Source organism: Collinsella sp. AF18-8LB (assembly GCF_003459795.1).
Classification (GTDB): Bacteria; Actinomycetota; Coriobacteriia; order Coriobacteriales; family Coriobacteriaceae; genus Collinsella.
Genome location: NZ_QRWU01000001.1, coordinates 441,317 through 462,348, shown reverse-complemented (window position 1 = coordinate 462,348; position 21,032 = coordinate 441,317). Strand labels below are relative to the sequence as shown.

At 60.2% G+C, this 21,032-nt stretch carries 18 protein-coding genes; 6 read left to right on the top strand and 12 right to left on the bottom strand.

From position 1 onward, the window contains the following. Window positions 1-92: 92 nt before the first annotated feature. The 10 genes from DWX25_RS02095 to DWX25_RS02040 all read right to left on the bottom strand — a co-directional run bounded on the left by DWX25_RS02095 (window position 93) and on the right by DWX25_RS02040 (window position 12,992). On the bottom strand, window positions 93-1,034 hold the full coding sequence (locus DWX25_RS02095) for a transketolase family protein (protein WP_117734380.1): 942 nt from the start codon (window positions 1,032-1,034) through the stop codon (window positions 93-95). A gap of 1 nt (window position 1,035) precedes the next feature. Then, a complete protein-coding gene (locus DWX25_RS02090) occupies window positions 1,036-1,866 on the bottom strand; it encodes a transketolase (RefSeq protein ID WP_117798608.1) in 831 nt (276 codons plus the stop codon). 207 nt (window positions 1,867-2,073) lie between these two features. Continuing rightward, entirely contained in the window at window positions 2,074-2,964 is an 891-nt protein-coding gene (locus DWX25_RS02085; protein ID WP_117734378.1) for a YitT family protein, read from the bottom strand. 141 nt (window positions 2,965-3,105) lie between these two features. Next, window positions 3,106-4,254: a peptide chain release factor 2 gene (prfB, locus tag DWX25_RS02080; RefSeq protein ID WP_117743528.1), complete on the bottom strand. Its 1,149-nt coding sequence runs from the start codon at window positions 4,252-4,254 to the stop codon at window positions 3,106-3,108. Beyond that, window positions 4,254-7,061, bottom strand: coding sequence for a preprotein translocase subunit SecA (secA, locus tag DWX25_RS02075; RefSeq protein ID WP_117743529.1), 2,808 nt, complete (start codon window positions 7,059-7,061; stop codon window positions 4,254-4,256). The genes prfB and secA overlap by 1 nt, the downstream gene beginning before the upstream one ends. A gap of 342 nt (window positions 7,062-7,403) precedes the next feature. Beyond that, window positions 7,404-7,829, bottom strand: a complete 426-nt coding sequence (gene rpmE, locus DWX25_RS02070) for a 50S ribosomal protein L31 (RefSeq protein WP_006235303.1) — start codon at window positions 7,827-7,829, stop codon at window positions 7,404-7,406. A gap of 674 nt (window positions 7,830-8,503) precedes the next feature. Next, a complete protein-coding gene (locus DWX25_RS02060) occupies window positions 8,504-8,929 on the bottom strand; it encodes a hypothetical protein (RefSeq protein WP_117734375.1) in 426 nt (141 codons plus the stop codon). A 1-nt stretch (window position 8,930) separates the two neighbouring features. Next, on the bottom strand, window positions 8,931-9,590 hold the full coding sequence (locus tag DWX25_RS02055) for a hypothetical protein (protein ID WP_117734374.1): 660 nt from the start codon (window positions 9,588-9,590) through the stop codon (window positions 8,931-8,933). 433 nt (window positions 9,591-10,023) lie between these two features. Then, window positions 10,024-10,764, bottom strand: coding sequence for an ATP-binding cassette domain-containing protein (locus DWX25_RS02045; protein ID WP_158553158.1), 741 nt, complete (start codon window positions 10,762-10,764; stop codon window positions 10,024-10,026). Between the two features lie 5 nt (window positions 10,765-10,769). Further along, a complete protein-coding gene (locus tag DWX25_RS02040) occupies window positions 10,770-12,992 on the bottom strand; it encodes a hypothetical protein (RefSeq protein WP_117798607.1) in 2,223 nt (740 codons plus the stop codon). Window positions 12,993-13,544: 552 nt separating this feature from the next. Here DWX25_RS02040 and DWX25_RS02030 point away from each other — a divergent pair. The 6 genes from DWX25_RS02030 to DWX25_RS02005 all read left to right on the top strand — a co-directional run bounded on the left by DWX25_RS02030 (window position 13,545) and on the right by DWX25_RS02005 (window position 18,152). Continuing rightward, complete coding sequence (locus DWX25_RS02030) at window positions 13,545-14,057, top strand: DUF2975 domain-containing protein (RefSeq protein ID WP_006235293.1); 513 nt, start codon at window positions 13,545-13,547, stop codon at window positions 14,055-14,057. Between the two features lie 9 nt (window positions 14,058-14,066). Continuing rightward, on the top strand, window positions 14,067-14,318 hold the full coding sequence (locus tag DWX25_RS02025; protein ID WP_006235292.1) for a helix-turn-helix transcriptional regulator: 252 nt from the start codon (window positions 14,067-14,069) through the stop codon (window positions 14,316-14,318). 18 nt (window positions 14,319-14,336) lie between these two features. Continuing rightward, window positions 14,337-15,044, top strand: coding sequence for a site-specific integrase (locus DWX25_RS02020; RefSeq protein ID WP_255412939.1), 708 nt, complete (start codon window positions 14,337-14,339; stop codon window positions 15,042-15,044). Between the two features lie 397 nt (window positions 15,045-15,441). Continuing rightward, on the top strand, window positions 15,442-15,729 hold the full coding sequence (locus DWX25_RS02015; protein ID WP_006235289.1) for an ACT domain-containing protein: 288 nt from the start codon (window positions 15,442-15,444) through the stop codon (window positions 15,727-15,729). 74 nt (window positions 15,730-15,803) lie between these two features. Continuing rightward, window positions 15,804-17,222 (top strand): citrate synthase, encoded by a 1,419-nt coding sequence (locus DWX25_RS02010; RefSeq protein WP_117798602.1) that lies wholly within the window; start codon window positions 15,804-15,806, stop codon window positions 17,220-17,222. An 87-nt stretch (window positions 17,223-17,309) separates the two neighbouring features. Beyond that, window positions 17,310-18,152 carry a Cof-type HAD-IIB family hydrolase gene (locus DWX25_RS02005; protein ID WP_117763193.1) on the top strand — a complete coding sequence of 281 codons (843 nt, stop codon included), beginning with the start codon at window positions 17,310-17,312 and terminating at the stop codon, window positions 18,150-18,152. 42 nt (window positions 18,153-18,194) lie between these two features. On the opposite strand, the gene DWX25_RS02000 is transcribed toward DWX25_RS02005, so the two are convergent. Both DWX25_RS02000 and DWX25_RS01995 read right to left on the bottom strand, forming a co-directional pair. Next, window positions 18,195-18,989 (bottom strand): Cof-type HAD-IIB family hydrolase, encoded by a 795-nt coding sequence (locus DWX25_RS02000; protein ID WP_117763194.1) that lies wholly within the window; start codon window positions 18,987-18,989, stop codon window positions 18,195-18,197. 208 nt (window positions 18,990-19,197) lie between these two features. Then, window positions 19,198-21,018 (bottom strand): adenine deaminase, encoded by a 1,821-nt coding sequence (locus tag DWX25_RS01995; RefSeq protein ID WP_117743539.1) that lies wholly within the window; start codon window positions 21,016-21,018, stop codon window positions 19,198-19,200. Window positions 21,019-21,032: the final 14 nt, after the last annotated feature.

The window sequence follows — 21,032 nt, the reverse complement described above, 5'->3', positions numbered from 1 at the left end:
TGTTGCCAACTGAAGCAGGGGCGCCCTCTTTGAGGACGCCCCTGCTCTAGCTTGTTTGCGGTTGTCGAAGCGATGTCTTGCCTCGCCTTGCCTTATGCCAAGAACTCCTTGGTGGTCGCCACGATGTTGGCGGCGTCCAGGCCGTACTTGTGCAGGAGCTCTGCACCCGGGCCGGACTCGCCAAAGGTGTCGTTGACGCCGATCTTCTTGAGCGGCGTCGGGCACTGCTCGCACAGGACATCGGCAACGGCGCTGCCCAGACCACCGATCACGGAGTGCTCCTCGACGGTCACGACGTGGCCGGTCTTGGTAGCGCTCTTGACGACCAGGTCGGCATCGATGGGCTTGATGGTGTGCATGTTGATGACCTCGGCGTCGATGCCCTCGGCAGCGAGCTGCTCGGCGGCCTCGAGGGCCTCGCCGACCATCAGACCACAGGCAATGATGGTAACGTCGGCGCCCTCGCGCATAACGATGCCCTTGCCCAACTCGAACTTATAGTTCTCGGGGTCGTTGATAACCGGCGAGGCCAGACGGGCAAAGCGCATGTACACAGGGCCGTCGCACTCGTAGGCGGCGCGCGTCACGGCGCGGGCCTCGACGTCGTCGGCGGGAACGATAACGGTCATGCCAGGGATAACGCGCATGAGGGCGATATCCTCGCAGCACTGGTGCGTGGCGCCGTCCTCGCCCACCGAGATACCGGCATGCGTGGCGCCAATCTTAACGTTGAGATGCGGATAGCCGATGGAGTTGCGGACCTGCTCAAAGGCGCGGCCGGCGGCGAACATGGCAAAGGTGCTCGCAAAGGCAACGCGGCCGGTGGTCGCGATACCGGCGGCAACACCCATCAGGTTGCTCTCGGCGATACCCACATCGAAGAAACGATCGGGGCAGGCGGCCTTAAACTTGCCGGTCTGCGTGGCGGCGGCCAGGTCGGCGTCGAGGACCACAAAGTCGTCGTGCTCGTTGGCGAGCTCGACGAGGGCCTCGCCGTAGCTTACGCGCGTGGCGATTTTCTTGACGTCTGCCATCCTAGAGCTCCTCTCCGGCGGCCGTGAGCTCTGCCATGGCCTGCTCAAACTGTTCATCGTTGGGGGCCTTGCCGTGCCAACCCACCTGGTTCTCCATAAAGGAAACGCCCTTGCCCTTCATGGTCTCGGCGATAATGGCGGTCGGCTGGCCCTTGGTGGCGCGGGCCTCGGCAAAGGCGGCGCGGATCTGATCGAAATCGTTGCCGTCGGCAAGCTCCACCACGTGGAACTTAAAGGCGCGGAACTTGTCTGCCAGCGGCATGGGGTCGTTGACCTCCTCGACGGGACCATCGATTTGCAGGCCGTTGTGGTCAACGATCACGCAAAGGTTATCGAGCTGCTGGTTGCCGGCAAACATGGCGGCCTCCCAGACCTGGCCTTCCTCGCTCTCGCCATCACCCAGCAGGGCGTAGGTGCGATAGTCATCGCCCCAGTGCTTGGCGGCAACCGCCATGCCCACGGCGGCGGAGATGCCCTGGCCCAGCGAGCCGGTGGACATATCGACGCCCGGGGTGTCGTTCATGTTGGGGTGGCCCTGCAGGTGGCTACCGATATGGCGCAGCGTCTCGAGATCCTCCTTGGGGAAGAACGCACGCTCGGCGAGCACGGCGTACAGACCCGGAGCACAGTGGCCCTTGGAGAGCACAAAGCGATCGCGGTCGGCCTTGTGGGGATCAGCCGGGTCGACGTTCATTTCCTCAAAGTACAGATAGGTCATGATGTCGGCAGCGCCGAGCGAACCGCCCGGATGGCCGGACTTGGCAGCGTGCACGCCGGTGACGATGCCCTTCCTTACCTCGTTGGCAACCTTTTTGAGCTCTTCGTCGCTCATTGTGCCTTCCTTTCATCCTCATTAGACAAAATGCGCACGGCACAGAAGGTAATCCCAACACAGCCGCAATGCACGTACGTCATTCATTATGCTGGAAACTGATGGCTTTACCAGACTTTTTATCATTATTTGAGCAATTTAGCAGGCAGACCCGCTGATGAAACGGTTTATCAATGTGAACGTCTTTTGGATGGGGCGCAGCCTGCCCTACGCGTTAATGTCCTTGAATCCCTCGCCAAAGGTTTCCGTAACATCGGCAACCGTCACAATGGCGTGAGGATCGCGCTCGCGCACGATTGTCTTGAGGGTGTTGAGCTCTCGACGGCTCACGATGACCATAATCACCGGCTTCTCGGCGCCCGAATACATACCGGTCGCCTTTAACTTGGTGCAGCCGCGGCCCAGGCCATACATGATGTCGGCCGCGATATCGGGGAAGTTGTCCGAGATGATGAGCACCATACGACGCTTGTTGCCGCCATCGACCACAGCATCGATCACGTAGCCGCTGATCACCATCGAAAGACCTGCATACAGCGCGTTTTCGAGCGAGAAGACCGGGGCCGACAGCGCGCACACGGCAACATCGATCGCCATGACGGTGGAGCCCACCGGTAGCGACGTATTGCGCGAGATGATCTGGCCGATCGTGTCGGAGCCGCCGGTGTTGGCACCGGCGCGCAACACCATGCCGTAGCCGATGCCCGTGATAATGCCGCCCCACATAGCGGGCAGCATCAGATCGGCATGTGCCAACGGCGCCACAAACGGAGCGAACAGGTCGGTGAAAAAGCCCAGCAGCACAAAGCCCGTCGCGGTCTGCACCACATAGAACATGCCGCCCTCGCGCATAACGACCAGCAGCAGCAAGGCATTCATCACGATGGTCTGGATACCGACGGGAAGCGATATGCCATGCGAGGCGCCGACCGCCTGGATAATGGTGGCAAGGCCCGTAACGCCACCGGCAGCAAGGCCGTTGGGAATCAAAAACAGGTCGGTCGCAATAGCGGCCAGAGCGCACCCCAACATAATCTGGGGCAGATCGCGAAAGAAGTTCATCGAAAGAATGCGCTTGATGTCCAGACGATATGCCATGCTGCCTCCCTCAAAAAAGCGCACCCAAACGGATGCGCTTTGAGCTTCTTCTTGTATTCGATTTTACCGATTCGCCGACCAAATACCACCCCCGCTCAGGGTCCGTATTGGCCACATCTGCCCAAAGCCAACCCTATGGGTTTAGACAGACGGGGCCTCCGCATCGGCGTTGCCGGTTGCCCAGCGATGGTAGCCGATCACAAACGGATCCAGATCGCCATCGTCGAGAACGGCCTCGACGTTGCTGGTCTCCACACCCGAGCGCAGGTCCTTGACCATCTGATACGGGTAGAGCACGTAGCTGCGAATCTGGTTACCAAAACCGATCGTGGTCTTGGGTCCACGAATCTCGTCGAGCGCCTCGGCGCGCTTCTCGAGCTCGATCTCGTACAGACGGGCCTTGAGAATCTGCATGCACGCGGCCTTGTTTTGAATCTGGCTGCGCTCGTTTTGGCAAGTGACAACGATGCCGCTGGGAAAATGCGTCACGCGTACGGCGGAGTCGGTGGTGTTGACGCCCTGTCCGCCCGGGCCGCTCGCGTGATACACGTCCACGCGGATATCGTCGGGACTGATCTCGATGTCGATATCGTCAGGCAGCACGGGGATGACCTCGACGCCGGCAAACGTGGTCTGGCGGCGCTTCTTGTCGTCGGTGGGGCTAATGCGCACCAGACGGTGGACGCCGGCCTCGGCGCGCAGCATGCCAAACGCGTCCTTGCCCTCGACAGTAAAGGTCGCACGGTCGATGCCGATGACCTCGGCTGCGGGGCAGTCGTTAATGGTGACCTTCCAGCCGCGACGCTGGCAGTACTTCATGTACATCTTGAAGAGCATGAAGGTCCAGTCCTGCGCCTCCAGGCCGCCCTGTCCGGGTTTGATGGTCACAATCGCGTCGCCGTGATCGAACTCACCGGTAAACCAGCTCGAAAGCTCGAGCTCGTCGATAGCGCGGGCCAGGCGTTCTGCCGTAGCGGCAGCCTCCTCGCGCAATGCGGCGGCATCGGGGTCGTCGCCCATCTCCTCGGCAAGCTCCAGCGCCGCGCGGGCGTCAGATAGCTCGCCGCGCGCGGTATCCACGGCAGCGATATCTTCCTTGGCGCGAGCGATCTCCTCCATGGTGGCGCGAGCGGCGTCGGCGTCATCCCAAAAGCCGGGGGCCACGCTTTTGGTCTCGAGCTCGGTCACGCGCGTGCGCTTCTCGTCCAAATGAAGATACGACTCGACCTCGCCGAGCCGGTCCGCAAACGCGTCCAGCTCGGCGGGCGTTACCTCTAAAGCCTCGGCCATTAACGATTCCTGCCGTGGCAGTACTTGAACTTCTTGCCGCTGCCGCAGGGGCACAGGTCGTTGCGGCCCACGTTGACATAAGGGTCATCGCTCTCGGACTTGCGGTAGGTGGTCACCTTGCCACCGTTGTTGACGGCAGCCGGGCCTCCCTGGACGACCGTACGGGCTTGCACCTGTGCCTGCTTGCGCAGCACCGAGTTGCCGTTGTCGCCATCGACATCGGCGGGGCCGGAGAAGTGTGCACCCTCGAGCGCAGGGTCCTCCTTGTGCTCCACGGCGTGCGGGGCGGCCTTGATCTCGATGCGCAGGACGGTGCGCAGGTAATCCTCGTACATGGTGTCGACGAGCATCTGGAAGGCACCATAAGCCTCGGTCTTGTACTCGACCAGCGGGTCGCGCTGACCAAAGCCGCGCAGTCCGATACCGGTCTTGAGGTAGTCCATCTCCTGCAGGTAGTTCATCCAGCGGGTATCGATGACGCGCAGCATGACCTGGGTGTTGAGCTCGCGCATGAGGTCCTCACCCAGGCGCTCGGCCTTCATGTTGTAGCACTTCTCGACGTAGGCCAGGACATCGGCAGCCAGGGCCTCAAAGTCCTCGTCGGGGAACTTGGGCGTATCGATATGCCCGGTGAGCTCCACGACCCACTTGCGCAGGCCCTCGAGATCGCGCTCGCCATCGTGGCTGTCCTTGGTGCAGAACTCCTGCACGCAGCGGTACACGGTGTCGTGCATGACCTCGGTGATGTGGTCGGTCAGATCCTTGCCGTCCAGAATCTTGTTGCGCTCGGCGTAGATGACCTGGCGCTGCTTGTTCATGACGTCATCGTACTCGAGGACGCTCTTGCGCATGGAGAAGTTGATGCTCTCGACCTTGTGCTGGGCGCTCTCGACGGCCTTGGAGATGATCTTGTGCTGGATGGGCATGTCGTCGCCCATGTCGGCCGTGACCATCATCTTGGAGACGCGGTCCATCTTGTCGCCACCGAACAGGCGCATGAGGTCGTCCTCGAGCGACAGGTAGAACTGGGTCTCGCCCGGATCGCCCTGACGGCCGGAGCGGCCGCGCAGCTGGTTGTCGATACGACGGGACTCATGGCGCTCGGTGCCGATGACGGTCAGACCGCCGGCGGCAAGCACGCGCTCGCGCTCGGCCTTGCAGGTCTCCTTGGCCTCGGCGTTAAACTGCTCGAGCTGCTCGGGTGTCACGTCCTCCATGGTCAGGCCCTCGTACTCAAGGCGCTCGCGCACCAGCTCGTCGGGGTTGCCGCCCAGCAGGATGTCGGTACCACGACCGGCCATGTTAGTAGCGATGGTCACGGCGCCGTAGCGTCCGGCCTGCGCAACGATATGGGCCTCGCGCTCGTGGTGCTTAGCGTTGAGGACCTCGTGCGCGATGCCGCGCTTGGTAAGGGCGGCTGACAGCTTCTCGGAGCTCTCGATGGAGACGGTACCCACCAGGACCGGCTGGCCCTTAGCGTGGCGCTGCTCAACGTCGTCGGCAACGGCGTTGTACTTAGCCTGAATGGTGCGGTAGACCAGGTCCTCGTGGTCCACGCGCTGCACGGGTCTGTTGGAAGGAATGACCTCAACGGGCAGCTTGTAGATCTCGCGGAACTCGGCGTCCTCGGTGAGTGCCGTACCGGTCATACCGGAGAGCTTGTCATACAGGCGGAAGTAGTTCTGCAGGGTGATGGTCGCCAGCGTCTGGTTCTCCTCGCGCACGAGCACGCCCTCTTTGGCCTCGATGGCCTGGTGCAGGCCCTCGGAGTAACGGCGGCCTTCCATAATGCGGCCGGTGAACTCGTCGACGATCTTGACCTCGCCGTTGGTGACCACGTACTGCTTATCGCGGTGGAACATGTACTGGGCCTTCAGCGCCTGCTGCAGGTGGTTGACCAGCTGGCCCGAGAGATCGGCGTAGATGTCCTCGATGCCTAGGCGGCGCTCGATTTTCTTAAGGCCACGCTCGGTGGCGGCAATGGTGTGCTTGGCCTCGTCCATGACATAGTCGCCCGTGGGCTCGACGTCCTCGGTGGCGGTGAGCATGTCGTGCGACACGTCCTCGCCGCGCTCAAGGCCACGCACGGCACGCGCGAAGTCCTTGTAGGTACTGGCGGACTTGGTACCAGCGCCCGAGATGATCAGCGGGGTGCGGGCCTCATCGATCAGGATGGAGTCAACCTCGTCGACGATGGCGTAGTTGTGGCCGCGTTGCACGCGCTGCTCGGGACGGGTAACCATGTTGTCACGCAGGTAATCAAAGCCGAACTCGGAGTTGGTGCCGTAGGTGATGTCGGCCTGATAGGCCGGGCGCTTGAGCTCGAGCGGCATGTTGTTCTGGAGCAGACCGACGGTCATGCCCAGGTACTTATAGATGCGGCCCATCCACTCGGAGTCGCGCTTGGCAAGGTAATCATTGACAGTAACGACGTGCACGCCCTTGCCGGCAATAGCGTTGAGATAGCCAGCCAACGTGGAGACGAGGGTCTTACCTTCGCCGGTCTTCATCTCGGCGATGTGGCCCTCGTGCAGTGCCATGGCGCCAATAAGCTGCACGTCAAAGTGGCGCATACCCATGGTGCGCTTGGAAGCCTCACGCACGGTGGCAAAGGCCTCGGGGAGCATGTCGTCGAGCGACTCGCCGTTGGCGTAACGCTCGCGGAACTTATCGGTCTGGCCGCGGAGTTCCTCCTCGGTCATCTTCTCAAACTGGGGCTCAAGACCGTTGATCTGGTCGACGATCTTGTAGTAGCGCTTGAGGTCCTTATCGGATCCAAAGGACAGCAGCTTTGACATGAATCCCATGTGGTTTTCCTTTTTGGCCATCGCCCGTGGCATAAAACCTTGGACGAGTTAAACACAGATATTTGTACTTTAGCCAAACAAGGCGCCGCCTATGCGGTCGACACGCTCGACCACGTAATAACTACGACAGCCTGCCAAAAAGGGACTGGTTTATTTTGGCGGCTTTTATCTGGGAAACCGCTGCCTCTCTCTGCCATTTGGTGCAAGCTAGCCCGTCCCCTTCGCACCAACCTGGCGCAATGGGGACGGGCTAGCTTGCACCAATAAAAAGAAAAGGGCCGCGCACCCAAACGGATGCGCGGCCCTTATGCCATGAATGCGAGTGTTTCCGCGGCGAGCTACTTACTCAGCAGCCTCGGTGGTCTCGGCCTCGGCAGCGGCCTCCTCGACGGGAGCCTCTGCGGGAGCCTCGGCGGCCTGCTTGGCAGCCTCCTCGGCAAACTTAGCGGCACGCTTAGCCTTCTCGGCAGCCTTAGCCTCAGCGGCGGCCTTGCGAGCGGCCTCGGCCTCAGCAGCCTTGGCGGCCTTGGCAGCCTTGGCCTCCTCGGCCTTCTTGAGCTGAGCGGCAGCGGCGCCACCGAACTTGTCGGCGAAGCGCTGGACGCGTCCACCGGTGTCGACGAACTTCTGCTGGCCGGTGTAGAACGGGTGGCACTCGTTGCAAAGCTCGACCTTCATCTCGGACACGGTAGCGTGCGTCTTGAAGGTGTTGCCGCAGGAGCACGTCACCGTGCACTCGACATACTGGGGATGGATACCCTGCTTCATGGTAGGACTCCTTATTGGTCAGGCGCTGGTTACCGATCAGCGCATAAGGCGTCTTGGTTTCCGACCAAGACAACAAACTCGGCTATGGTACCACGGCGCCGCGTGTCCCACAAAAGGTTCACGGTCTTTTCGGCACAACGCGAGGAAAAATGACCCACGGATTACCGACAAATGGTCCCATGAATTACCTTCAAAACGACCCACGCACTGGTAGAACGTTGCAAATTTCAACGTTCTGGAATCGTGGGTGCTGACGGTTTGCCATTGCGAGAGGCATGGCGGCTCGACCATCAGGATAATCTCGGCGAGAAAATCGACGAGGACAGAGGGACGGCAGTATTGGAGCTATCGAAACGAATGGCAAGGACGAGATTATGGAGATGCCCGCCGAGGTCGACTTCTCCGACAGCGTTCCGAACCCCTACATCGGGAAGGTGCGCCGCCGCGTCACTATGAACATCGACGGCTAGAACATCGACTACTTCAAGGCGGAGTCCGCCCGTACAGTGGTGCCGTATCAAGTCATCATCAGCATGTACCTGGCCGAGTGCCGCGGGCGGAGGAAGCGTCTGACGTTCGCGAACTGCAGTGGTGAGCATTCCCGCTTGGGCAGTAAAAGGAAGAGGGGGCTGGCAAGGCCAGTCCCCTCTTCTCTCATGACACTCGATTTGCATTTACGGCACGACGAAAGCCGGGCCGCTGGTTACCTTGTCAAATTCGAGCACCGACGTTCCGGTGTTCAAATAAAGGCTTCCTTGGTTTCCGTCTGCGGAGGCGTAAGCCAGGTGGACAAATCCGTAATCATCTCCTGATTGGTCGGCCAACATGAAGATGTTCGGATCGCCGGTTGTCTCAAATGAACCGTCGGTCACATTTCCATTGCTGTCGACGATTTGCCACCTGTTTTCGTCTTCCCCAAGGAAGGAGAGCTGGGTTAAGCCGGTCTCGTGGTCTCGGTACACTCCGTCTAGGCGGAACCCTTCGGAAATGCCATGTTTCAAGGTGTTCGCATCTTTTATGGATACGGCAGAGACTGCGATTGCGGCTATCGCGACCAATAACGCCAGCGCAATGGGTATTTTGGCGGAGCCGGTCTTCATGTCAGCCTACTTTGCGCTTGCCGAGAGCCATGCTGTAGAACGTGTTGGTGGCCATCTTTGCGTAGACCCTGCGTACCCCGTTCGTCGTCTCATAGACGACGTAGGGTTGAATCTTGTGGGTCACGTTCGCCGTCGCCTTGTAGAAGCCCGATCCGGAAATGTTGACCGCGTACCCCGTCACGCTGAGGGAGCGATTTGCCTTCGGGATGGAAACGCTCACGCTGCCAACTCCTCCGGGAAGGGATACCGACACACCGACCGATCCGCCGCCGGAAGGTGATACGAAGATAGAGCCACCTCCCGATATCTGCACGCCGCCCGCCGGCTGTCCGGCGACGTCATGCCATCCAGTGCTCTTGTTTACCACGCTGCCGTATACCGTGTCGTAGGTCGGACGTCCCCCGGCTCGTGCGTCGCCATCGTACCCGGCGAGGGCTTGCTCGATGATTTGCGCAGCTTCTTCCTCCGCGCGTTCGCGGAGCATCGCGTCAAACTGGTTTTCAGTGAGGTCGGGGCGAACGAAGTAGTCGATTCGATTCTGATCAAGTGTTTGAAATTCCGCCGCTAACACCCCTTTTGGCATCAGTAGGGAGATTCCTCCAACCGCCGCTGCGGCGATAGCGGCTCGCCTGGTGATCCCGGTTTCGACGATTTTCTTCATTGTGTCCTCCTAACGGACGTCTTGGATAGAAAACATCTCCTTTCTCAAAATTGCCCCTGATAACGTGATGATTCCTCGCTCGTTCATATTGCCGTTGGCTTGGGTTGCGCGCGTATTGAATGCGTCGACAAAGCTCTGCATGCCCTGCTTCATAAAGAAGGGGCCGAAGATGGGTGAATTGAACGCGATGGGGACGGAGAAGGCTGCGGCAAGAACGAGCGTAGAGATCCATACGGCCCTGTCTCTTAGGATTAGTTTGAGAAGAAGTCGACAGTACATTTAGAAGCACCTACATTTCTCAAAGCATCGTTAGTTTAATTAATGACAGACCGAATGAAGATACGTGCGACGGGGGCGAGGCAAATGGCTGAGCGGTATTGATACGCGGGTTCAACGGTATCATATTGACCACATAGATTTTTAACTTGCATTTCTACCCGCCCTTTTCGTAGAGTCGCCGATACGTGCTTAGCGCACCCTCGGCGCGTCCGGCAGGCTTTGCGAAATGGGATCCACGAGACTTCGGCGCAGTATCATCTTGCGGGATGCTTCTAATGAGCCTCCCATCCTTCAAAAACAGAATCTCATCGCACTGCCTATCGACCGAATCCAAGATGTGGGATGACATGATGATGCACGTACCAGAATCGGCCAGCTTCCTGAGGATCTCTGAATGCAAGTCCACCCTGCTGGGGTCGAGCGCGTTCATGGGCTCATCTAATAGAAGGTACCGCGCACCCGTCGCATACGCAATCGCCAGGGTAAGCTGCTGCTTCATGCCCTGGCTCAGAGTACGGATCCTCATCTTCGCGAACTCGCCTATCTGCGTTTGTTCCACTATCACTTCGATATCGCGAGCATGTGGCCACATATCGCAAACCATCTTGAGGTGATCTTCCGCACGCAATCCGGGATACAGCAGCGTCCCCTCACCAGGTGCGTAGAAGATCATAGAACGGACCTCTCTTGTACCCGTGCCCTGCGCCTCATCCAGAACGATGCTCCCGTCCACGCGAGGACCCGGCAAACCTGCCATCGCCCGCAGCAACGTCGTCTTTCCATGCCCGTTCGGAGCGACGAGACCGTAGACCGTACCCGGGGCAAACTCAGCGTCCACCGAATCTACGAGTACCTTCTTTCCATAAGAGATCGTCAGCGTTTGAAGGCCAATCATCGAGATCATCCCCTTTCGATCTTTGGAACACTCAGGCGCACCATCAACGGAGATACGGCGCCCAAGACCACCAGCAGAGCGACCGATGCGCCGACGACCTCTCCAAAAGGCATCGCGTTCGTCCCTCGCCCAAGGAACCCAATCGTCCCCACCTGGGAAGCGGGATCAAACGAGGCGAATGGAGCCAGCAGCGCGACGCCCATGCCCGCGCTTTCAACATGAGCGCTCAACGAACCCAACACCAAGAGAACCGCGCAAACCACTCCGGTGACAACGGGGTTGCGGCTAATCGCTGCTGTCAACGCAGCGACGACGGAAATCACGCCGTATGCCATGACCAGCAACGGAATGCTGCACAACACCGCCTCCCCCACCATGGACGTTGTCGAAGCTCCCGCCCGAATGAGAGCGACGGGATACTCCGATCCACCCGCACCGTTCTTAATCAAGGACACAACCGCAGCGGGAACCATCGACACCAAAAGCAGCGCCAAGCCAAGCAGGAGAGACAGCGCAACAGCCGTCAGAAAACGCACATGCGCTGTTGCGGGGACTTGGAAAACCAGAAGGGAACGGCACCGCAGGTAGGTGCACGCAAGCGATGTGACAACCACGGGCAACAGCCAAAACAAGGAAGGAAGCGCTGCCTGGAGATAGGAAAGGAGGATTAATGGGGGCATCTTCGTACTTAACTCGTAAACCTTGGGGTCCGGCAAGCTCGCGATCGACTCGAGCAGAAGGGCGCGCGCCTCCGCACGAGAAGGAGTCTCCGGCTCGATTCCGATCGATTGCAGGAGGGTCGCATCTGCCGCGCCCAGCTCGCCTCGAGCGCGCTCGTACGTCGCAAGGCTTCGAAACCCCTCCGCAGGCGTGGGCGCGTACACGAAACCCGAAAGAGCATCTCGCATGCCTTCCAGGGCCGCTTTGCCCTCGACGTCCATATTCGCAACGTCCTGCTCTAGATACCGATCTATTGAACGGAGCTCCCCATCCCTATACCGAACAGCGGAAACGTCACCAGCGTCAGGAAACACCTCGACCAGAGCCGGGGCCAGCATCGCCGTCGACATTGCAATCGCGCATACGGCGAGGGCAGGAGAATGCAGGAGCAGCTTCCCCATCGTTCTTACGTATGCAACGGCGGAGGTACAAGCGCTCGAACGGGCTGTCGTTCTCGATGCGGTGAAGGAACCTCTCTCAAGACAAATCGGGGACATCGGGCGCGCGCAGCCGCTCTTTCCAGCAACGCAAAGCAGGCTAATTGCCAGCACCTCGATCCCGATTGCGCATACGAGGGTAATCGCGCCACGCTCGAAGCAAAGTCCAGGCAGATTCACTATCTGCGTTGTCGGGTACGGGCTATAGGCGCCGACGGTCAACTCAGTGTTCGCATACGTAAGGGGATTCAACAGGGCGAACTCACGTAAAGCGATGGATCTTCCGTAATACCCGGGAACCATCGTCGCCCCCATCAGGGCACATACGAACACGATTCCAAGCGTAGGGTTATTGGCAATCTTCACGGCAAGGTGAACGACGAGCGAGATGAACGCCGCCACCAAGAATTGCAAGATGGCCGTCTGTGCGAACACCAGCCAAGCCGGTTTGATAACCGGAGTCGCATATTGAACGTAGCCTATCGGATAGAACAGCGAGCCCGGGCCATTCTTCACAAGTGCGGCGATTATCCCTGGAAGATTGACGGCGAAGACGGCAAGCATCGCAAAAACACTCGCCCATACGCTCGATGCAACAAGCCTGCCCAGCTCACCCATCGGTGCCTGGATGATGAGCTTTTCACGTTTGTTAAGACGCGCGGCAAGGAACGAGACGGCAACGGCCGTTGCGACCCATAGCAAGTACTCCTTCGATCCGTCATAATAGGTGTACTCTCCATCCGATATCTGCAGAAACGGAAGTAGGGGAGAGAGCGGTGCCAAGATAAGACGTCCCGCGGCAAGAGGGTACAGAAGCGCGGGCATGCTTGATGAAGAGGTATAGACACCGTCCTCCCCCGCATTCACAAGCGCATCCGCATAGGATGCTGACAATTCCTGCTCAACACGGGTTATTCCCGACTCGAGGTATTCGACCCGTCCGTCGATGCCAGCCGCGCTCCTGAAGACGGGCAGAGCACAAAGAACCATCAACGCAACAACGACAACACAGAGCGACCTGGAGGAGAGAAGCGACCTAAAGATCGCCTTCGAGATTTTGAGCATATTCATCGCCAACCTTAACCTCATCCAGTCGGAACAGAGGGGCCGAACAAAATGCTCGGCCCTTCCTCGCATCTAGTAGGTGCTATAGACAAATTGCCATTTATCAGTTGTGCCAAGAACACCACAGGAGCACATTGCAGCGAGGCGGGATTCCCTATGATGCGCGGATCGGCGATAGCCATTTCGGTAGGAGATCGTCTTGTAAGAGATGTTGAACATCGAGATGCTGTGCCCGCTTACGCCGCGAGGACAGCTGTAGCTCCAGTAGGTATCGACGACGTCGTCCGTATACCCGAGGGGCTCAACGAGGGCACACTGGCTGCTCTCCTGGGAAGGAGGCATCGGGGTATCCGCAAAAGCGGGGGCTCCCGGCAGCAACAGACAAAGAGCGAGGCCGAGGAAAACCAAGAGCTTACACGACTTAACAGTACTGAACATAATCCTCTCCAATCTAGAGGGGTTTCGGTTGCAGCATGCTGTGATTACTTGCCGGCAAAGTCAATTTAACATAAACTGTTAAAAAGTAACCTGAGCTTTTTAAATTCTTCGGAGGTTATTATGAGTTCCGACAATCGCACTCCCCGGCTTCATTCCTTCCGCATCGCATGTGCGATAGCCTCTGCGACCCTTTGCGCCACCGCCATCGCACAAGTGGCGTTCTCCTTAAAGCCAGCAATCGAAGTGCTCGACAACCCTGTAATTGCAGACTCCCCCGCGTATCCAGCCCTTGCGATCTCGACATTGGTCCCTGCCGTCATCGGTATCGCTACGACCATCCTCAGCGCCGTTCTCGTGTGGACGATCAAGAGCGGAGACCCCTTCAAGAAAGGGTCTGCGACATGCTTGAAGGTGCTCGGCATTCTCTTCGTTGTTCAAGCTGCCACCAGCCTCTACGCCGGCTCACTCAAAACCTCCGTTTCGATGTTTGGCGGCGAGGGGGCCGTCGGCGCCCAAGAGATCGCTTCATCATTCGATTGGACCTCTCTGGTTCTCGGCATCGTCCTGTTCATGCTTTCCCAGCTCTTCTTGTACGCCCGAGAGCTGTACCTCGACTCCGACGAGATTGCGTAAGGAAACGCCATGCCCGTAATTGTTCGCCTCGACAAGATCATGGCCGAGCGAAAGATTTCCTCGAACGAACTTGCCGAAAGGATTGGAACCACGCCCGTGAACCTGTCCCGTATTAAAAAAGGGCATATTCGCGGCATTCGCTTCAACACACTCGAGCAGCTATGCCTCGCCCTTCGTTGCCAACCCGGAGACCTTCTCGAAGTCATGAGCGAAGAGGATGCCCGAAAGGAGTTCGGACTCGATTGGTCCGCCGAGGATTAGAGGGCGGTCGTACTCGCCCTGCACACGGGGATGCGAATCGGCGAGGTCTGCGGCCTTCGGTGGTGCGATGTGGATTTCGAGACGGGCCTGATCTCGATCAGACACTCGGTGGCGTACGCGAAGGGAATGGGTTCGTTCATCAAGGACACCAAGACCCATGACGCCAGGGGTATCCCCATCGACCCGGTCGGCCTACTCCCCTTCCTGAAGGAGACCCACGAGATCGACTGCGGAAAGCTGGGCTTGCGCGGCCTTACCGGGGCGGTCGAGATCGGGGACTGCTACATCCTGTCGGAGCCGGGCGCGACCTTCGCGACGACAAGCTATATCCGCAGGGCGTTCAAGACGTTCTCGGAGACCAACGGCCTCATGGGCACCAACGACGAGCTGATCACGTTCCACGGCCTTCGCCACACGTTCGCAACGCAGTGGATCCGCCAAGGCGGCGATATCAAGGCGCTCCAATCGATCCTCGGCCACAAGGACGCCATGGCGACGCTCAACGTCTACGCCGACATCGAGCCCATCTCCAAAATCCATAACATGCTGCGCGCCACGCCGTGCCTTTGGCGCGGGCACCTCGGGCCGAGGGTCGATCCGGGTCCCATGTTCCAACAGAGGATCCAGGAGTCCATCGAGACGCTCCAGGCGTTCGGCTACGGCATCACCGAGCCGGACGACCGAAATATCGCCATACGCGACGTGAAGACGAACAGTTGGCTCTAGCTCACCGAGTACGCGGCAGTGCTGGGCCCATCCCAACTGAGGTCACGGTGGTCCGATAGGGGCGCCGCCCGCGGCATGCGCCGCGGAGCGGTATCCCCTACCGAAGGGCGGGGATGCCCTCCGCTTCCAGTTCGGAATCAGCCGTCGGAGGCGTTCGGCTGACTGCGGGAACGGCCTGTCCGCTCAATGTGTTCGGCTGAGATCGGAAATCAACCCAACACGAGCCGGACACGCGCCAGACGGCTCTTCCCCGTACGGCCTTCCCCCTTACGCTCATGTTGCAGACGTGTAACGCCGCTGTAAGCGCACCCCTTTTGGCGCCAGACAGGTACAATGATGAACACTGTACCGTAGCGGAGCGCCCCGCGCGCGCCGCAACCACGCGAAAGGGTTTCCCATGGCCGAGATCTCGTCCTCCCGTATCGTCATCACCGTCCTTGGCAAGAACCGCCCCGGCATTGTCGCCGGCGTCACCCGCGTCCTGGGCGAAGCCAATGTCGACATCCGCGACATTACGCAGTCCATTATCGAGGACATCTTCACCATGACCATGCTGGCCGACACCGCCGAGTCCAAGCTCGACTTCGCCGAGCTGCAGAAGGCCCTGGCCGAGGCCGGCGAGCTTTCGGGCGTCAACGTGTCCATCCAGCGCGAGGACGTCTTTAACTTTATGTACCGCCTGTAGCGAACAGGCTGCGTGACGACGGCCCAACGTGCGCCCAGGCGCAACGTCGCCACATAGCCCGGAGAGGAGCGCGCATGGCCTACGACGCCAAGAAAATCTATTACCGCTTCGACGACCACCTGAGCCGCCTGGTCTTGGACTACGAAGCAAGCCGCCAGATTTCGCCCGAAAGCGAAAATCTATACTACGGCCTGCCGACCGACCCTTATGACGAGGAGCTGTTTGTCGAGCACGATGTCAAGCGCGGCCTGCGCAATGCAGATGGCTCGGGTGTGGTTGCAGGCCTCACTCGCATCTCGGATGTGCATGGTTACAACAAGGTCGACGGAAAGGCTGTGCCCGATCAGGGTAAGCTCACGCTTCGTGGCTACAGCATCGAAGATCTGGTCAACAATGCCCAGGCCGAGAACCGCTACGGCTACGAAGAAGTCGCCTACCTGCTCATCACGGGCTCTCTGCCCACCAAGGAAGAGCTTGACGGTTTTTGCGAACGCCTGGGTGCTTTTAGGCACCTGAGCGACGAATACGTCCGCGTGTTCCCCATGACCACGGTATCCTCGAGCATCATGAACGTGCTTCAGCGCGCCGTGTTGCTGCTCTATGCCTTCGATGCCGAGCCCGATGTAATCACACCCGAGCACGAGATCGACGTTGCCATTTCCATGCTGGCACGTCTGCCCCGCATCGCCGCCTTTGCGCACATGGCATCGATCGCAAAGTGCCACGGTTCGGAGATGCACGTGCCGCACCCCACGCCCGGCCTTTCCACCGCCGAGACCATCCTGCAGGTCCTGCGCGGCGGCATGGCGTTCACCCGCGATGAGGCGATGCTGCTCGACGTTATGCTCATGCTGCATGCCGAGCACGGCGGCGGCAACAACTCCACCTTCGCCTGCCGCGTGCTGTCGTCTTCGGCCACTGACCCGTATTCCGCCTACGCCGCGGCTATCGGATCGCTCAAGGGCCCGCGCCACGGCGGTGCCAATGCCAAGGTCGTGTCTATGCACGAGGACATCCGCGCGCATGTCTCCAACTGGGAGGACGAGGACGAGGTCGCGGCCTACCTGGGCAAGATCCTCGACAAGCAGGCCTTCGACGGCACGGGCCTCGTCTACGGCATGGGCCACGCCGTCTATACGCTCAGCGACCCGCGCGCCGAGGTATGCCGCCGTTACGCGCGCGCACTTGCCGCCAAGAAGGACTTGGGCGAAGAGTTCGCACTCATCGAGCGCATCGAGCGCCTGGCACCGCAGGTGATGCGCGACCACGGTATGACCAAGCCCATCTGCGCCAACATCGACCTGTACACGGGCTTTATCTACAAGATGCTCGGCGTGCCCGAGACGCTCTTTACGCCGCTGTTCGCCGTCGCCCGCATGGCAGGCTGGTCGGCGCACCGCATGGAAGAGCTCTTCTGCGCGCACCGTATTATTCGCCCGGCCTATCGTCCGGTGATCGAGCCGCTGGAGTACAAGCCACTCGCCGACCGCTAGGACGCGGACCGTTATAGAGCTCGAGCGTGGCCAGGGCATCGCCGCCCTCGGCCACGCTTTTTATGCCAGCAGAAAGGGCTGCATCAAATGATTGTGTTTTCCGATATGGACGGAACGCTGCTGACGAGTGGTAAGCAGATGAGCGACGCCACCTGGGCGATGCTCGACGAGCTTGCGCGCCGCGGCATTGAGTTTGTGCCCTGCACGGGACGTCCACTGTCAGGCGTCTTTGAGCCCATCCTCGCCCATCCCGCCGTGCATTACGCGGTCTGCGCCAATGGTGCCAGCGTCTGGCAGCTCGACGACGATACGCCCACCGATGCCTCACGTGCTACGCGCATTTTGAGCCGACCACTCGACCGCACCATCGCCCACCGCGTCCATAGCATTGCCGCCGGCCATGACGTCACCTTCGATATCTTCGCGGACGGGCAGTGCTTCCTCCCCCGCTCGCTCTACACGCGCCTGGACGAATTCTGCGGCGGCGACCCCCACATCGCGGCTTCGCTCAAGCGCACACGAACACCGATCGACTTGGATGTCGACAGCAAGATCGACGAGGTCGAGACGCTCGAACGCATCGCCATGTACTGGCACGACCCGGCCGATCGCGACGCCATCGCGGCGGCGCTCGACACGCTCGAAGGCATCGAGGTCACGCGTTCGTACGCCATGAATATTGAGGTCATGGGCGAGGGCGCCACCAAGGGAACGGCCCTCACGTGGCTATGCGACCATCTGGGCGAGTCTCTCGCCGACGTCTGGGCGTTCGGCGACAACATCAACGACATTCCCATGCTGCAGGCAGCGGGCCACGGCACGGCCATGATCAACGCCGAGCCTGAGGACCGCGAGGCAGCCGGCGCCATCACCAAATACGACAACGACCACGACGGTGTCGCCCGCACCATCATGGACGCCCTCGCCTAGCAGCAGCAACCCGGCAGCAAAGGAACGTCCCTAACTGCTGGATTAAGCAAGGCTCTCCAGAACACGGCGGAGTTCTTGCTGGACGGCGTGGTCGCGGTTACGACCCACCACGCGATCGGCCACCGCCTTGAGCGCGGGGCGCGCGTTTTCCATCGCGCAACCCGTGCCGACAAAGCGAATGATCTCGTAGTCGTTCATAGAGTCGCCAAACGCCATAACCTCATCGCGCCCAATGCCGTAATGCTCCGCGAGCTGTGCGATGCCCGAAGCCTTCGACACACCGGGCTGCATGGCATCGATCCACGCGTTGCCCGAAGGCGCAAAGGTAAAGAGCTGACCGAGTTCGCGCTGTAGCACGTACGCACTGTCCATAACGACACCGTCGTCGCAAAAGATACTCGCTTTGATGATATTTACGCCGGGATCGGGCAGCTCCCAAATGCGCTCGGCATTGGGGAGGTCCTTATCGACCTCGCGCACGAACTTGCTCTCGTCATCGAGCAGGAAGGACTTGGCTCGGTCAAAGAGCGCAAGATGCAAATTGGGAAACGTCCTAACGGCCTGGGCGAGTTTTCGAATCGCCAGGTGCGAATACACCTCGCGGTCTACCATTTTGCCGTCGGCGTAGACCTGGGCACCGTTAGCTGCGACAAAGTCCATCTTGTCGCGAACGGGCGCAAAGAACTCGCACAGGCGATCGTATCGACGACCTGACGATGCGGCGAAATGCACGCCATGCTCGTGTAGCGCCAGAATCAGTTCGTAGGTCTCGGGAGGCACCTGGCCGTTTTCGTCAAGCAGTGTGCCGTCCATATCGGATGCAATCAGTTTAAACATAGAAAAGCTCCCTTCGGGCTTGTTGGAATCGAACGTGTATCCGATTCCAACGTACCCAAAGGGAGCTCAAATATAAGACGCCGCAGTCATAAACGTTACATAGACCCGGCAAATAGCTCACGCGCGCCAGAGGTCTCACGGTCGCGGCGTCAGGCGACAAGTCAAAGAGTGTCGCAGGCGGCTAGGCGTTTAAGAACGTCCCCAATGACTAGTCGGCGTAGGTGAAGGTAGTGACGTCGAACATGCCCTCGGGGCGGATGCGGAGCGTCGGGATCACCGGCAGGGGCAGGAAGATGATGCCCATGATGGGGTCGAGCGGCGGCTCAATACCCATGGCGCGCGCCTTGACCATAAAGTCGTCGTGCTGCGCGGCGACATCCTCGGCCGTGCCCTCGCTCATCAGACCACCGAGCGCCAGCGGAATACGCGCCACGACCTCACCGTTGCGCACCAGCACGTGGCCGCCCTGGCCAACAGCCTCGACGGCAGCCATCATATCGGCCGCGTTGTCGCCCACCACGCACACGTTATGCGAGTCGTGGCCGATCGTCGAGGCGATAGCGCCGCCCGTGATGGTAAAGCCGCGCACCCAGCCGCGACCGATGTGCTTGCCAACAAGACCCAGGCCCGCAGGACCATCACCGTCGGCGCCCTCGGCTTGCAGCGACACGCCGCGGCCGTGACGTTCGATCAGCATAATGCGGCGCAGGCCCTCGTCAGTCTCGGGACGAACCATGCCCGTGATAGCCATGCCCGGGATCACATCAATAACCGCCTCGCCCGGCTTAAAGGCATAATCGAACACGTCAAGCGAAAGCTTCGGCAGCTTAACGGAGGCGCGCAGCTCATCGGCAAGGGCCGCAACCTCGGCCATCTCAGGTGCAATCTCGCCCACAAAGGCGCCGTCCTGTGCCACGAGCGCACCGGCGGCATACACGCGATGCGGAGCCGCGACAAACGTCAGGTCGTTGAGCACCAGCAGGTCGGCGCGCTTGCCCGGGGCGATCGCGCCGCGGAGCTCATGCGGGTCACGACAGCCGTGGTCCAGGCCAAATGCCTCAGCCGTGGAAAGGGACGCCATGGAGATAGCGACCACCGGGTCGATGCCGGCCTCGATGGCCACGCGGCAGGCATTGTCGATCATGCCGGTCGAAAGAGCATCGGAGGGAGCGCGGTCGTCGGTCGCAAAGCAGCAGCGGCGGGCGCGGGCAGGGTTCTCCAGCAGCATCGGGGACAAATTGGCCAGGTCGTGGCTGCACGTACCCTCACGCAGCATCACATACATGCCGCGGGACAGCTTGTCGAGCGCCTCCTCGGGAATCGTCGACTCGTGGTCGGCAATGATGCCTGCCGCGGCATAGGCGTTGAGATCCTTGCCGGCAACGAGCGGGGCGTGACCGTCGACCTGCTTGGACGGCGTCTGGTTGGCAGCGTCGATACGAGCACAGGTCTCGGGATCGGCCATAAAGACGCCCGGCAGGTTCATCATCTCGCCCAGGCCAAAGACATCACCCGGATGCTCGGCAAAAAACGCCTGCATATCGGCGGCCGAAATAACGGCACCGGCCTGCTCATCGGGCAGCGCGGGCACGCACGAAGGCATCATGTACTTGATGGAGATGGGTGCGCGGCGACCATCCTCGATCATAAAGCGCAAGCCGTCGAGACCGGCAACATTGGCAATCTCGTGGCTGTCGGCAATGGCGGTGGTAGTACCGCGCGTCGCGGCCATGCGAGCATACTCGGCGGGACGGATGTTCGAAGACTCGATATGCAGGTGCCCGTCAATAAAGCCGGGAGCAAGATAGCGGCCCTGGCAGTCGATAACCTCGGTCGCCTCGTAGGTGCCGGCGGCATCGTCGCGACCGTCGTAGAGCACGCCGACGATTACGCCATCCTTGACGGCAACGCTACCGGGTGCCACGCGCTGGCCATATACGTCGACAATCTGCGCATTGGTAAACAGCGTGTCGACGGGCACGCGACCCTCGGCAGCGTCGATCACAGACCTCATGACCTCAACGGACATACATACTCCTTTAA